A 15,033-nucleotide genomic window follows, 5' to 3' on the forward strand; every position below is an offset into this window, starting at 1 on the left:
CCACCCTGTTGGCCGCGCGCCACATTGGAGGTATCAGGCGGGATGACCGGCTCGCCCGCTAAAGCGGCGCGGGTCATGCGGGAACGATCAGCCTGATGCAATCCTATGATGTCGTGATCATTGGCGCCGGCGCCGCCGGATTGATGTGCGCCGTGGAGGCCGCCAAGCGCGGCCGTTCGGTGCTCATCCTCGATCATGCGGCGGCACCTGGCGAAAAGATCCGCATCTCCGGCGGCGGTCGGTGCAATTTCACCAACATCCATGCGAGCCCGAAGAATTTCATCTCGAGGAATCCGCATTTCTGCATCTCGGCGCTCAGCCGCTATACGCAGCGCGACTTCATTGCGCTCGTCGAACGCTACGGCATTGCCTATCACGAGAAGACACTGGGGCAGCTGTTTTGTGACGGCTCGGCGCGCCAGATCATCGACATGCTGGTCTCGGAAATGCAGGGCAGGGGCGCCGAGCTGGTATTGTCGACTTCCGTCGAGACCGTCAGCAAAACCGAGGAAGGATTTGAACTCAGGCTTTCCACCGGCTCGGTCTCTTGCCGGTCCCTGGTGGTGGCCTGTGGCGGCAAGTCGATCCCCAAGATGGGCGCGACGGGCTTCGGCTACGAGCTTGCCGATCGGTTTGGCCTTGCCGTCGTCGAAACACGGCCTGCCCTGGTGCCGCTGACCTTCGATGCAAAAACGCTCGAGCGGCTTTCGCCCCTGGCCGGGAACGCCGTCGACGCCGAGATTGCCTGCGGCAAGGCGCGGTTCTCCGAGGCGATGCTGTTCACGCATCGCGGCGTCAGCGGGCCATCCATCCTGCAAATCTCATCCTATTGGCGAGAGGGTGATGAAATCCGCATCGCCATGCTGCCGGGCACGGACGTGGCTGAGCTCCTCCGCGCCGCCAAGCGCGGCAATGGCCGGCAAGCGGTGCAGACCGTGCTGGCAAATCACTTGCCGAAACGGCTTGCCCAAGCGATAGCCGAGCGAACCGGGCTCGACGGCAATCTCGCCGATCTTTCCGAGGCCCAGATCAAAACCGTCGAGGCCGCGGTCAACGACTGGCGCATCAAGCCAGCCGGGTCGGAGGGCTATCGTACGGCCGAAGTGACGCTCGGCGGGGTGGACACCAACGGGCTCGACCAGAAGACCATGCGGGTGAAATCGATACCCGGCCTGTTCTTCATCGGCGAGGTCGTCGACGTCACGGGCTGGCTCGGCGGCTATAATTTCCAGTGGGCATGGTCGTCGGGCTGGGCGGCGGGCCAGGCGTGTTGATATTCAGGTGAGGCCGGCCTGACCTGAATCTCAACCTGCCCCTAGCTGCAAAAGGCCCTGTTCGAAAAAAATCTTTCCATCACCCCAAGGATTAGCCATTAGCCTTCGTCCAACAGGCAAATGATGGCGATGATGCTGGATGAGAGCGAAGCCTCCGACGCCGAACTGATCGGGCGGGCGAAGGGCGGAGACAGGGGGGCCTTCGGCAAATTGCTGGAGCGTCACTACGACTTCGTCTATCGCGCCGCCTATCGCTGGTGCGGCAGGAAGGCCGATGCCGAAGACATCGCCCAGGAAGTCTGCGTCCGGCTCGGCAAGGCGATCCGCGATTATCGCGGCGGCGGCGCGTTCACGACATGGCTCTATACCATGACGATGAACGCCGCGCGCGATATGATGCGCAAGACCGCGCGCGAGACGGTCAAGACCGAGGCCTATGGCGTCCATGCGCTGATTTCGGGTGAGGCCCCGGCCGAGAGCGAAGACCCTGCCGAAGCGCTGTGGGCGGCGGTGCGGCAATTGCCGGACAAGCAGCGCGATGCCGTGATGCTTGTCTATGGCGAAGGCTTGAGCCACGCGGCCGCCGCCGAGGCGATGGCGATCTCGGAGACGACGGTTTCCTGGCACATCCATGAAGCGAAGAAACGGCTGAAGACGTTGATGCGTTCAGCCGGGGAAGTGTGACCATGGTCGACGACAACGAACTCAGAAAGCTGCGCGACGCAGCAATACCCGCACCCGGCGAGAGCGCGAAGGCGCGTGCCTTCGAGGCCGCCCTGCGCGCCTACGACCAGGAAAATATTTCTGCTGTCACCCAAGGATCGGTCGGCGGCCTTCGTCTCACAGAGCGAGCACAAAAGCTCTGGAGCGAAATCATGCAAAAGAAACTCATTGCCACGCCGGCCCTTGCCGGGCTCGTCGCCCTGCCGATCGCCGGATACGCCACCTTCCATATGCTGAGGGAACAGCCGCCGGCGTTCGGCGACAAGGAGAAGATCACCGAGACGCTGGCCGACAAGCCGGCGACGCTGAAGCCGGCCACCGCCGAGCCGAAGCAGGCCCCGACGGAACTGGCGAAAGACAAGAAGGCCGACGCGGATGTGGAAAGCCGCGATGCCAGCGACGCGCTTGCGCCACCAGCCTCGCCGCCGCAGCCGCAGACGACTGCCGCAGGCGGCGTGGCGCAGCAGGACGGACGCACGCGTGACGTGACGCCGAATGAGGCCCCGGCAACGGTCAACGAACCCGAGTCGGCCACTTTGCGGGCTTACAAGCCAGCGCCGGCCCCGACAGGCGAGTTCGCGGTCGACGGCACGACAAGCGCGCCGTCGCGGGTTGCCCGCATGCCGGCTGCCGAATCCAAGCTGATGGCGCCGCAGCCGACCGCACCGGCGGATCAGATCGCGCCGCAAGAGGAAAACCGCAACCGCATCGAGGACTTCAAGACCAATCCGGTGCATGCGGCCCTGCAAGACCCGGTCTCGACCTTCTCGATCGATGTCGATACCGCCTCCTATTCCTTCGTGCGCCGCTCGCTGAAGGAAGGGTCGGTGCCGCAGGCCGACACGGTCCGGGTCGAGGAGATGATCAATTACTTCCCCTATGACTGGAAGGGGCCGGACTCGGCATCGACGCCGTTCAACTCGACCGTCAGCGTCATGCCGACGCCGTGGAACGAGCACACCAAGCTGATGCATGTCGCCATCAAAGGGTTCGACATCAAGCCGACCGAGCAGCCGAAGGCCAATCTGGTCTTCCTGATCGATGTCTCGGGCTCGATGGACGAGCCGGACAAGCTGCCGCTGCTCAAATCGGCATTCCGCCTGCTGGTCAGCAAGCTGAAGGCCGACGACACGATCTCCATCGTCACCTATGCCGGAGAGGCCGGCACCGTGCTGATGCCGACCAAGGCGGCCGAAAAGGACAAGATCCTCAACGCCATCGACAATCTGACGCCCGGCGGTTCGACGGCCGGCGAGGCCGGCATCAAGGAGGCCTACAAGCTTGCCCAGCAATCCTTCGTCAAGGATGGCGTCAACCGGGTGATGCTGGCCACCGATGGCGACTTCAATGTCGGCCAGAGCGACGACGATGATCTGAAGCGCCTGATCGAGCAGGAGCGCAAGTCGGGTGTCTTCCTGTCGGTGTTCGGCTTCGGCCACGACAATCTGAACGACCAGATGATGCAGACCATCGCACAGAACGGCAACGGCACCGCCGCCTATATCGACACGCTGGCCGAGGCGGAGAAGGTGCTGGTCGAGGATGCCTCCTCGACCCTGTTCCCGATCGCCAAGGATGTGAAGATCCAGGTCGAGTTCAATCCGGACAAGGTCTCGGAATATCGCCTGATCGGCTACGAAACCCGGGCGCTCAACCGCGAGGATTTCAACAATGACCGCGTCGACGCCGGCGATATCGGCTCGGGCCATTCGGTCACCGCGATCTATGAGATCACGCCCAAAGGCAGTGGCGGCGAGCAGATCGATCCGCTGCGCTATGGTCAGGCCACGGTCAACAATGGCGGCGTTGCCAATGCGGACGAATATGCCTTCGTCAAGATACGCTACAAGCTGCCCAACGAGGACGTCTCGAAGCTGATCACCACGCCGGTGACCTCTGCCAACGAGGTGGCGTCCTTCGACCAGGCGAGCACCGACCAGCGTTTCTCCGTCGCGGTGGCGGCCTTCGGCCAGAAGCTGCGCGACGAGGATGCGACCGCGAAGTTCGGCTACGACAAGATCATGGAGATTGCCACTGCCGCCCGAGGAGCCGACCCGTTTGGGTACAGGTCCGAGTTCCTTTCGCTTGTGCGCCTTGCCTCGGCGCTGGGCGGTAACCGGTAGTGGCGATGAAGGCCGGCTTCTTTCAGATGATGGGATCGTTCTGATAGCCGGCCCACGGGCGGGTGAGGCAGGCCGGCGAGGGATACTTTCCCTTGCCGGCCTTTTTTTCGGATCTGTTGATATTCAGGTGATGCCGGCCTGCAAACAGTGGCTTCCTGCGCTTCCGGTGCTCACGTACTTAAGTACGCTCCGCTCCGGTTCTCGAAAGTCACTGTTTTCGGCTCGGCATGACCTGAATCTCAACAGATCCTAGGGCAGCGCGCCGGATCGTTAAATTGCGCTGCATTTCCGGTACCGGATAGCAATTTCCTCTCGCTACACCGGTCATGTCTAAGGCTTGAGGGAGCCGGAATTGCAGATCAGAACCATCGCCAACTCGACTCCGCCGGCACGGGATGCTTCGGCGGTTTCATCAGCCCCGTCAGCCGAATCCAGACGCATCAGCGATGATGTCGTGCAGGCGCGTCACACCGCCATGTCGGCGCTGACCAACGACCGCTTCCGCGCCATGCTGGAGCAGATTACCGATCCGGGCGCGTCGGGTGTGCTGGCGACAATGCGCGGCGACAATGTCGTCGATTTCAGGTCGGCGCAGTCGAGCTACGCCGACAACAGCGAATAGCCGCAAAAGAAATCGCGTCAGGCCCGGCCGCGCCGCCGCTCGCGGCGGGCTTCGCTGGTCTCGGCGGTGTTTGCCGTCGCCACCTTGTTGCGCATCGGACCGATGCGCTCGACGATCTTTTCGACCGTCGGACGATCCGCCTTGGTATGGGCGTCGAGCGCCTTGCGCATCGCGGCCAGATGCTGAAACGAGGTGCCGCAGCAGCCGCCGATGATTTTGGCTCCGCCATCCACGGCCAGCCGGACATAGTCGGCCATCAATTCCGGCGTGCCGGAATAGTGGATTTCGGTGCCACGGAATTCGGGGATGCCGCAATTGCCCTTGACGATGACGGTCGCCTCCGGCTTCGCCTGCGTCATATCGAGCAGCGAAGCCAGGATGTCGGAGGCGCCGACGCCGCAATTGGCGCCAACGCCGAGCGGCGCCTGCGACAGGCCATCGGCGACGCCGTGGATATCTTTCGGCAGCAGGCCCATCATGGTGCGGCCGGCGGTGTCGAACGAGCCGGTATAGGTGTAGGGCAGGCCGACGCGGATGGCGGCCTCGGCGGCGGCGCGGATCTCGTCGGGCGCCGACATGGTCTCGATCCAGGCGACTTCGGCGCCACCTTCCTTGAGACCCTCGATCTGTTCGGCAAAGGCGTCGACCGCCTCGTCATAGGTCATGGCGCCAAGCGGCACCAGCAATTCGCCGGTCGGGCCGACCGAACCGGCAACGATCACCTTGCGGCCGGCCTTGTCGGCAACAGCGCGGGCGATCTCGGCGGCGCGTTTGTTCAGCGCATTGACGCGATCCTGCGCATGATGCAGCTTCAGCCGGTGGCGGGTGCCGCCGAAGGAGTTGGTCAGGATGATGTCGGCGCCTGCGTCGACGAAATTCTGGTGCAGGCTGGTGATGGTGTCGGGCGCCGTTTCGTTCAGCAGTTCCGGCGCCTCGCCGGCCTCCAGACCCATGGCGAACAGATTGGTGCCCGTGGCGCCATCGGCCAGCAGCACGCCCTTTTCAGCCAGCAGGGCTTCGATCGGATTGCTCGTCGTCATCGGATTGGCTTTCATGTCTTGAAATTCGAATAAGGATATAAAGAAGTCTTTATGTCTAGTCAATGAAATTGCGATGCAGAACGCGCTCAGGCTGAGCCTGATGCGAACGACATGCCGGCCAGGTTGCGGGCGAAGGCGGCCGCTTCGTGCGGGTTGATGTCGGCGGCACGGATCAGATTGTCGAAATGCTGTGTCAGCGCCTGGACCGGCTGCGTGGCGTTCAGCACCACATACATGTCTCCCACATAGATGGCGGCGCGATAGGGACCGAAGATGGTGAGCGGGATGGAATAGCGCATGCGGCCGTCATAGAGGAACAGGCGGAAGGTCGGATAGAGGTCGTCGAGCAGCGTCGCCATATGGGCAAGTTGCTGCTGGCGGTCGGCTGCCGGGAAACGATCCCACACGCCGAGGCCGCGGGCGAAGATTTCCAGCGTGTGGCGCGGCATGCAGACTTCCATGTCGGTTTCCGGACGCCGGTTGTATTCGATGCGGTATTGCGTCTCGCTGGCCTGCGCCAGGCGGCTCCTGTTGGTGATGTTGGCCTCGTAGTCGACGAGCGCGCGGGTGCGCAGCAGATCGGGAATGCCGGCCGGCACATAACGGATCTTGGTGCCGGCGGCTTCAGCGAACCATTTGGCGAGCAGCGTGCGGTCGAACCCGTCGGGCGCTTCTTCGATTTCGAGGCTCTCGCGGATTTCGCCGGTCACCCCTTCGTCCTGGCTCAAGCCCAGCAGCCAGTCCAGCGACACCTTGAATTCGGCGGCTATGTTGAGCAGCGTTTCGGCTCGCGGCAGGCGTGTCGACGCGCCCGACATCAGCTGCGACAGCGCCGACCGATCGATGCCGACCGCAGACGCGAACGCCGACTGATTGAGATCCGAGCGTGTCAGGAGGAGCTTCAGACGCTCCCGAAAGATCGTCGACAGATCGCGCTTGTCCATGGCCTTGCTCCCGTCCTCCGGAGGAAAAATTTGCGCCGAAGCCCCTACAGCAGGGCTCCCAGGCGTAAATGAATCCCTAAGATTGTTTACAATGTACAACATATGCAGTCAAAAATGCGCAATCGCAACATTTTGTGCACTTTGTCGCGTTGAGTGGAATCACTTCTCCTGACACAATGCTGTCAGGAACCAGTTGGGGTTCCGGCGACTGAGGGACAGTGGTCGATAGCATGGCAAGCATACCAGGCAAGAGCATCCGTCGAAGCAGCAAACCGGCCATCGAATGGCCGACCGTGGTCCTCACTTTCTTCTGCTACGGCACGTGGTTCGCCGCCGGCCTCTTCCTCTGGCCATCCTATCCCATCCTGGCCCTTATCGTCATGGCCGTTACATTGGCTCTGCAGTCCTCGATCATGCATGAGGTGCTTCATGGTCACCCGACCCGCAACGCTTTGGTCAATGAGGCCTTCGTCTTCCTGCCGATCGGTCTTGCGTGGCCGTTCCGCCGCTTCAAGACCATTCACCTGCGCCACCATGCGGACGAGCGCCTGACCGATCCGCTGGACGATCCCGAGAGCTATTACCAGGCGCTCTGGATGCACGAAGAAATGCCGCCGCTGATGAAATTCGTGCTGAAGGTCAACAACACCATGGCTGGTCGTCTGGTGCTCGGCCCGTGGCTGTCCTGCATCGGCTTCTTCATCGACGATGCCAAGCATGTGATTGCCGGCGACAAGGCGATCCGCAAGGCCTGGCTGCTGCATGCGATCGGCCTTGCCGTGGTGCTGCCGGTCGTGCAGTTCGGGTTCGGCATGCCGGTTTGGCTCTATGTGCTGGTGCCGGTGTGGCTCGGGCAGTCGCTGATCTCGATCCGCACCTATGCCGAGCATCAGTGGTCGGAGCATCCGGAAGGCCGCACGGTGATCGTCGAGCGCTCGCCGCTGTCGTTCCTGTTCCTCAACAACAATCTGCACTTCGTCCATCACAAGAGCCCGACGATCGCCTGGTACCGGCTGCCGAAGCTGTTTCGTGACCGGCGCGAGGAATGGCTGCGGATGAACAATGGCTATGCCTACCCGAACTATTTCGCGCTGCTCAAATCCTATGCCTTCAAGGCCAAGGAGCCGATAGTCCATCCGGTTCTGCGGCGCGCGCCCGAGCCGGGCAGGGCGTTCAAGCCGCGCGTCAGGGCGCGCAACATCAACGGGCTTGGCACGGTGCCGGTCCCGGCCGAGCCGCCCAAGGAATAGTATCCGCCGATAGTGTGGATACCGCGTCGGCCAATTCTGATTGGGCGCCGCGTTTTTGCGATCTTTTTCCCAGGCATGGTGGTTTGATATCGGCATGAGCGAATTGATTGCGGCGTTGCCGATGTATGACTGGCCCGAAGTGCGCGACGAGGTCGACGCGCAATGGGCGTCGTTGCGCGAGGCTTTCCGGCCGAGGGGTATCGATGCGCCGCGGTCCATCGTGCGGCGCAACGCTGACCTGCCCGCCGTGCCGGGCGGTATCCACGACGCCCAGGGGGGGCTGATCGCTCCGGATCCGGCGACCCTGCCGCCGGACGAGCTCGATTTCCACAAGCTCTGGCTGCATCCGGCGCTGCTGTTCGCGCAGACCTGCTGGGGGCCGATGGAACTCGGTTTGTCCCGGCACGTGCAGGTGGTCGGCCAGCCAAGCTATGACGCCTATGAAGGCGGACAGGGCGAACTCTATTCGAGCGCGGTGGTGATGCGCTCGGGCGAGGGGCCGGAGGTTCGGTCACCTGCCGACGGAAAGGCACTGCTGCCGCTCGATCTCATCCGAGGCAAGCGCTTCACCTTCAACAGCCTCGATTCCATGTCGGGCATCATCGCGCTGACGCGCGACCTGGAAGCGGCCGGCGAAAACCTGGACATATTTTCATCCAGTGGCGAAAGCGGCGGCCATCGCGGCTCGATCGTGGCGGTCGCCGAAGGCAGGGCGGATGTCGCCGCGATCGATTGCGAAAGCTGGGCGCTGGCACAGCGCTTCGAGCCGGCGGCGCGCAAGGTCGTGATCGTCGGCTGGACAGCACGGCGCAAAGGTCTGCCGTTCATCACCGCGAAAACGACGCCGGAAAAGACCGTGCGCGCGATGCGCGAGGCGCTTGGCGGCCTAGCCGAGCAGCCGCTGATCCAACGGGTAGGTTGAAAGTTTTTCGTTGCCGGTCTCGGTGATCAGGATCTGCTCCTCGATCTTGACGCCTTCGCCGCCGCCGAGCCGGCCGATATAGCTCTCCACGCATAGCACCATGCCTGGTTCCAGCACACCGTCGGGTGTATCGGATGTCCAGTCGCCGGCATGCGGCAAGGTCGGGTATTCGTCGGCCAGCCCGACGCCGTGGTAGAGAACACCGTAGCGGGTCGGGAAGCAGTCTCCTGGCGGCACTGCTGAGCGTTCGACAAGGTCGCGGAACGAGACGCCGGGCTGCATCAGTGCCGTGTTGTGTTCGATCTGATCGACGGCGATGCGGAACAGGTCGCGCTGTTCGTTGGTCGGCTTTGTATCGCCGCACAGCCAGGTGCGCGAGAGATCGGCGCAGAAGCCGTAGGGGCCGATCAGGTCGGTGTCGAACGCGACGAGATCGCCTGATACAATGATCCGCGACGAGCATTCTTGGAACCACGGATTGGTGCGCGGTCCCGACGTCAGCAGCCGCGTCTCGATCCATTCGCCGCCGCGCGCGATGTTGCCGCGATGGAGTTCGGCCCACAATTCGTTCTCGGAAATGCCGGGCCTCAACGCCTGTTCCATCTCGCCCATCGCCGCCTCGCAAGCGACGATGGCGCGGCGCATGGCGAGGATTTCGTCCGGTGATTTGATCAGCCGAGCATTTTCCATCACCGCTTCGCCATTGCCAATGGAGATCCCCAGGCGGTGGAGCTCTTCAACCCCTTCCGGATTGATGTGGTCGACGGCGATGCGGTTGTTGCCGCCGCCGTGCTCCCTGACCAGATCGGCGATGCCGGCGGCCCAGCGGCGGACTTTCTGCTCGGTCAGTTCGCCGCCATAGAGATACATCCATGAAATGGCGGGGCGGACTTCATCGACGACACCGGAGTGGTCGGAAAGATGCTCGCAGGAAAAGTAGTCGAACAGCACCACCGGCCCGTCGGTGGCGACGAAGCAATGCCGCGTCGGATTGTGCGCCACCCACAGCTGCATGTTGGTGCTGTCGGTCGCATAGCGGATATTGACCGGGTCGTAGAGCAGGGCGCCGGCATAGCCGCGGCGCTTCAGCTCGGCGCGAATGCGGTCGAGCCGATATTGCCGCATGGCGGGCAGGTCGGGAGCGGCAATGCCTGCCGCGGCCCATTCCGCTTCAGCCACCGCGCCATAACCCAGCACATGCTGGTTGAGCCCAGCGGCCTTCTGTCGTGAGGCGTCGCGCAGCGCCTCGATCGAGCCTGATACAAAAGGCATGATCTTGCGGTGGCGGCCGAAGCTTCCCTTTGGCGCCGCGCTGTCCATGGCGAAACCTCAGGTCCGCATCTTCTCACCACTCGGGTCGAAGGGCGCCTCGACATTGATGCGGGCCGGACGCCGGTGACCGAGGATTTCGATCTCGAACAGTCCGGCGCTTTCATCCTCGGCGAGTGCCGCCGGCACATAGCCTTGCGCCATCGATTTCTGCACGTAATGCGCATAGCCGCCCGACGTCACCCAGCCGACCACGCGCCAGTCGCCGTCGACGATGCCGCGCACGGCGGACGCGCCTTCGGCGGCCTTTGAACCGCGTATTTCCTTGCCTGAAGTGTCGAAGCGCGGCGCACCGTAGCCATGCGGCTTCTCCACGGTGCCGTAATCCTTGTTGACCTTGGCCCAGATCGGCTCGTCGCCCATCACGTCGGCATCGGCCGCGTCGACGATGAAAGAGACGCGGCGCAGTTTTGGACCTTCCGCCTGTTCCTTGGCGGCGGCTTCACGACCGATGAAATCGTTCTTCTCAAGCTTGATGAAGCGGTCCATCGAACCTTCGAATGGCCCGTAGATTGGCCTGAGCTCGCGGAACCAGGTCGGGAAGTTCTTTTCCAGGCGCATGGACAGCAAGGCGCGCATGCCGAAATCGACCAGGCCGAATTCCTCGCCCGCTTCCTTGATCGCCTTATAGACCAGGCGCTCGTAGGCCGGCGCCATCCAGATTTCGTAGCCAAGGTCGCCGGTGTAGGTAATGCGGTTGACCAGGCACGGTGCGCCGCCGACCGCCATTTCGCGGAAATCCATGAAACGGAAAGCCTTGGTCGAAATGTCGACATCGACCAGCTTCTGCAGGAGGTCACGCGACTTCGGCCCGGCGATCGACAGGCCGACCAGCGTCTGGTCGAAGCGATGGATACGCACCGAACCATCCTTCGGCAGATGCTTCTCGAACCAGCGCATGTGGTATTTCTGCGCGGCCGACGAACCCCAGATCATGAAGCGGTCTTCACCGGCCTTGGCGATGGTGAAGTCGCCGATCAGCTTGCCGAATTCGTTGATCATCGGCGTCAGCACGATGCGGCCGGTCTTCGGCATGCGGTTGGTCATCAGCCGGTTGAGTAACTCTTCCGAGCCCGGTCCCGACACTTCGTATTTGGCGAAGTTGGCGATTTCGGTGACGCCAACCTTTTCACGGGTGGCGCGCACTTCCTCGCCGATCGGCCCAAAATCGTTGGAGCGGTGGAAGGAGACGATGTCCTTAGGCTCCTTGCCCTTGGGCGCGAACCATAGCGGGGTCTCTAGGCCCCACGAGTCGCCCATGACGGCGTTGTTGGCGAGCATGGTGTCGTAGAGCGGCGTCGTCTGGGCCGGGCGGGCGGCCGGCAGTTCCTCGTTGGGGAAGCGGATCGAGAAGCGGCGCGAATAGTTTTCGCGAACCTTGGCATTGGTGTAGCGCAGGCCGGCCCACTCGCCGAAGCGGGCGACATCCATTCCCCAGACGTCGAAGCCCGGATCGCCATGGACCATCCAATTGGAGAGAGCCAGGCCGACGCCGCCGCCCTGGCTGAAGCCGGCCATGACGGCGCAGGCGCACCAGAAATTGGTCAGGCCCTGCACCGGGCCGACCAGCGGGTTGCCGTCGAGCGCGAAAGTGAAGGGGCCGTTGATGATCTGCTTGATGCCGGCCTTTTCGATGCCGGGGAAATGCTTGAAGCCGATCTCCAGCGACGGCGCGATCCGGTCGAGATCGGGCGGTAGCAGTTCATGGCCGAAATCCCACGGTGTGTTGACCGGCGACCACGGCTTGCAGGCCTTCTCATAAGTGCCGAGCAGGATGCCGTTGCGTTCCTGGCGGGTGTAGATTTCGCCCTTGAAGTCGAGCACGCCGATCATTTCGCGGCCGGTCGACTTGTTGAATTCCTCGACCTCCGGCATCGGCTCGGTCAAGAGGTACATGTGCTCCATCGCCAGCACCGGCAGTTCGACGCCAACCATGCGGCCGATCTCGCGCGCCCACAGGCCGCCGCAGTTGACAACATGCTCGGCATGGACCGTGCCCTGTTCGGTGACGACGTTCCAGGTGCCGTCCGGCTGCTGCGTCAGGTCGACGACGCGGTTGCGCAGCACGATCTCGGCGCCGAGTTTCTTGGCCGCCTTGGAGTAGGCGATGGTGGTGCCGGAGGGGTCGAGATGGCCTTCGACCGGATCCCACATCGCGCCGACGAAATTGGTCTCGTCCATCAGCGGGAACATCGCCTTGGCCTCGGACGGCGTGATCAGCTCGGTGTCCATGCCGAGATAGCGGCCCTTGGCGTGGGCCAGCCGCAGGAAATCCATGCGCTCGGGCGTATCAGCCATCATCACGCCGCCGGTCAGGTGCAGCGAGCAGGATTGGCCCGAAATCTCCTCGATCTCCTTGTAGAGCTGGACGGTGTAGGCCTGGAGCTTGGCGACGTTCGGATCGCCGTTCAGCGTATGAAAGCCGCCCGCCGCGTGCCAGGACGAGCCCGAGGTCAGCTCGGACCGCTCGATCAGCATGATGTCGGTCCAGCCGGCCTTGGCCAGGTGATAGAGCACCGAGCAGCCGACGACACCACCGCCGATGACAACCGCTTTTACATGAGATTTCATGAAGATAGGTCCGTTTTTGAAGAGATTGAATCGAATGAGTGGGGCGTGAAAACAAGGCGGAGGTCGGATGCAGCCGTGTTTTCGGCGAGCCTTCCATCAAGCGCGGCAAGGATGGTTTCACAGACGGAAGTACGTTGTTTCAGGACATCATGGTTCCAGACACGCAGGATCGAATAGCCTTGGGCGCGCATGAAATCGTCGCGGCGACGGTCATAGGGGCTGTCGGCGTGTCGGTGGCCGTCGACCTCAACGACAAGCCATTTTTCGCGGCAGGCGAAGTCTGCAAAGAAGGGGCCGATGGAAAACTGACGGGTAAAGCGATGGCCGCCAAGCTTGCGCGCCTTCAGCTCAAGCCAAAGCAATGCTTCCGCCTGATTGCCGGCTTGCCGGAGTTTTCGTGCTCGCGGGGTCGTGCCTGCTTTTCGGCGGCTGCGCGTTGCGTGACCGGCTTCCCCCACTCCGTCGCCGCTTCGCGGCGCCACCTCTCCCCCCTCCGGAGGGAGAGGAAGGGAGCCAGCCGGCATAAGCTCGCGCCTTTCCTCTCCCCCGTCGATCGGGGGAGAGGTGTCGAGCGAAGCTCGACGGAGTGGGGGTCGACCGTTCATCAGCAATATAGATCAAAAATCGGTCGGTGCGCCGCCTTCGGCGGTGCGCTTCTGGACGAAGGCATTGAGTTCCTCGCGGATCGCCGGGTCCATGTAAGGCTCCTCATAGGACGCCAGCCGCTCCTTCCAGACCTTGTTGGCCTTTTCCAGCGCTGTCGGCGAGCCGGCTTCGGCCCAGGTCTCGAAATTGCGCCAGTCGGACAGGATGGGCGAATAGAAGGCGGTCTTGTAACGATCCTGCGTGTGCTGGGTGCCGAAGAAGTGGCCGCCGGGGCCTACCGACTGGATGGCGTCGAAGCCGAGCGCCTCTTCGGAGAGGTCGAGCGGGGTCAGGAATTCTGCCACCATCTGCAACAGGTCGATGTCCAGAATGGTCTTCTCGTAGGAGCAGCGCAGGCCACCTTCCAGCCAGCCTGCGGCGTGCATCATCAGATTGCCGCCGCCCTGGATGGCACCCCACAGCGAGAACACGCTTTCATAGGCTGCCTGCGCGTCGACCGTGTTGGCCGCGCAGGTGTTGGAGGTGCGGTAGGGAATGTTGTAGCGGCGGGCAAGCTGGCCACCGACGAGTTGCGCCTTCATGTATTCGGGCGTGCCGAATGCCGGTGACCCGGATTTCATGTCGACATTGGAAGTGAAGCCGCCATAGCCGACCGGCGCGCCCTTGCGCACCATCTGGGCGAAAGCAATGCCCGACAGCGCCTCGGCGTTCTGCTGCACCAGCGCGCCGGCAATGGTGACGGGCGCCATGGCGCCCGACAGGGTGAAGGGCGTGACGATGACGACCTGGCCCTTGCTCGACATCTGGATGATGCCTTCCATCATCGGCACGTCGAGCTTGAGCGGTGAATTGGTGTTGATGATGGTGAAGACGGACGGCTCCGCGAGCAGTTGCTCGTGGCTGATGCCGCGCGCGATGCGGGTGATCTCGATGCCGTCGACATTGCGCTCCTTGCCGAGCGAATAGATGTGGAACACCTTGTCGGTCAGCGTTGCGAGGTCGCGGATGCATTCGAGGTGGCGGACCGACGGGTGGATATCGGTCGGCTCGACCGGATAGCCGCCCGTGCAGTTCAGGATGTTGTGCATCTGGGCCAGCCGCAGGAAATTGCGATAATCCTGCTGGTTGCCCGGTCGGCGGCCACGATCGATGTCGGAGCAATTGGGTGCCGAGGCCATCATCGAAATGATGAGATTGTCGCCGCCGAAGCGCAAATTGTGCGCGGGATTGCGGGCATGAATGGTGAATTCGGACGGGCAGTTCGACACCAGATCGAGGATCATGTCGCTGTCGAAGCGTACCCGCTCAGAGCCCTCGCGGACATCGGCGCCATGCGCCTTCATGATGTGGCGGGCTTCCTCGTGCAGGACATCGACACCGATTTCCCTGAGCACGCGCAGAGAGGCGAGGTGGATCGATTCGAGTTCGTCCTCGGAAACCAGCTTGGTCGGCGTCAGTGGATTTTTCAGCTGGCGGAAGGCCGGCTGCTCGAAGGCGGCCGAGCCTCCGGCGCGCTTGCCGGCGCGACCGCCACGGCGGGCACGGTCGGGTGCCAAAGCCGGCTCTGAGGGTTGTAGGGCGGCGGTCATGATGGTCCTCGTAGGATGCGATAACGGGCGGCATAATGGA

Annotated in this window: 12 protein-coding genes; 6 read left to right on the forward strand and 6 right to left on the reverse strand. The window is 62.9% G+C overall.

From position 1 onward, the window contains the following. Positions 1–95: 95 nt before the first annotated feature. The 4 genes from EN808_RS10265 (at position 96) to EN808_RS36275 (ending at position 4,742) form a co-directional block, all read left to right on the forward strand. Positions 96–1,274, forward strand: a complete 1,179-nt coding sequence (locus EN808_RS10265) for an NAD(P)/FAD-dependent oxidoreductase (protein WP_135915711.1) — start codon at positions 96–98, stop codon at positions 1,272–1,274. Between the two features lie 123 nt (positions 1,275–1,397). Beyond that, a complete protein-coding gene (locus tag EN808_RS10270; RefSeq protein WP_127871520.1) occupies positions 1,398–1,958 on the forward strand; it encodes an RNA polymerase sigma factor in 561 nt (186 codons plus the stop codon). 2 nt (positions 1,959–1,960) lie between these two features. Beyond that, positions 1,961–4,120, forward strand: a complete 2,160-nt coding sequence (locus EN808_RS10275) for a VWA domain-containing protein (RefSeq protein ID WP_135915712.1) — start codon at positions 1,961–1,963, stop codon at positions 4,118–4,120. A 352-nt stretch (positions 4,121–4,472) separates the two neighbouring features. Then, entirely contained in the window at positions 4,473–4,742 is a 270-nt protein-coding gene (locus EN808_RS36275) for a hypothetical protein (RefSeq protein ID WP_189524086.1), read from the forward strand. Between the two features lie 17 nt (positions 4,743–4,759). On the opposite strand, the gene bmt is transcribed toward EN808_RS36275, so the two are convergent. Further along, on the reverse strand, positions 4,760–5,782 hold the full coding sequence (gene bmt / locus EN808_RS10285; protein ID WP_189524108.1) for a betaine--homocysteine S-methyltransferase: 1,023 nt from the start codon (positions 5,780–5,782) through the stop codon (positions 4,760–4,762). 86 nt (positions 5,783–5,868) lie between these two features. Next, a complete protein-coding gene (locus EN808_RS10290; RefSeq protein WP_127280234.1) occupies positions 5,869–6,726 on the reverse strand; it encodes a helix-turn-helix transcriptional regulator in 858 nt (285 codons plus the stop codon). Between the two features lie 230 nt (positions 6,727–6,956). Here EN808_RS10290 and EN808_RS10295 point away from each other — a divergent pair, with 230 nt between their 5' ends. Both EN808_RS10295 and EN808_RS10300 read left to right on the forward strand, forming a co-directional pair. Then, positions 6,957–7,976, forward strand: coding sequence for a fatty acid desaturase (locus EN808_RS10295; protein WP_189343746.1), 1,020 nt, complete (start codon positions 6,957–6,959; stop codon positions 7,974–7,976). Positions 7,977–8,070: 94 nt separating this feature from the next. Beyond that, positions 8,071–8,898 carry a PhnD/SsuA/transferrin family substrate-binding protein gene (locus EN808_RS10300; protein WP_135915714.1) on the forward strand — a complete coding sequence of 276 codons (828 nt, stop codon included), beginning with the start codon at positions 8,071–8,073 and terminating at the stop codon, positions 8,896–8,898. On the opposite strand, the gene EN808_RS10305 is transcribed toward EN808_RS10300, so the two are convergent. The 4 genes from EN808_RS10305 to EN808_RS10320 all read right to left on the reverse strand — a co-directional run bounded on the left by EN808_RS10305 (position 8,863) and on the right by EN808_RS10320 (position 14,993). Continuing rightward, positions 8,863–10,218 (reverse strand): Xaa-Pro peptidase family protein, encoded by a 1,356-nt coding sequence (locus EN808_RS10305; protein ID WP_135915715.1) that lies wholly within the window; start codon positions 10,216–10,218, stop codon positions 8,863–8,865. The genes EN808_RS10300 and EN808_RS10305 overlap by 36 nt on opposite strands. A gap of 9 nt (positions 10,219–10,227) precedes the next feature. Further along, a complete protein-coding gene (locus tag EN808_RS10310) occupies positions 10,228–12,798 on the reverse strand; it encodes an FAD-dependent oxidoreductase (RefSeq protein WP_135915716.1) in 2,571 nt (856 codons plus the stop codon). Further along, on the reverse strand, positions 12,795–13,280 hold the full coding sequence (locus tag EN808_RS10315) for a DUF559 domain-containing protein (protein WP_135880600.1): 486 nt from the start codon (positions 13,278–13,280) through the stop codon (positions 12,795–12,797). The genes EN808_RS10310 and EN808_RS10315 overlap by 4 nt, the downstream gene beginning before the upstream one ends. 135 nt (positions 13,281–13,415) lie before the next feature. After that, the gene (locus tag EN808_RS10320; RefSeq protein ID WP_135915717.1) at positions 13,416–14,993 is read right to left on the reverse strand and encodes a trimethylamine methyltransferase family protein; all 1,578 of its coding nucleotides are present in this window, start codon (positions 14,991–14,993) and stop codon (positions 13,416–13,418) included. Between the last annotated feature and the right edge of the window lie 40 nt (positions 14,994–15,033).

This window comes from Mesorhizobium sp. M8A.F.Ca.ET.165.01.1.1 (genome assembly GCF_004792065.1).
Classification (GTDB): domain Bacteria; phylum Pseudomonadota; class Alphaproteobacteria; order Rhizobiales; family Rhizobiaceae; genus Mesorhizobium.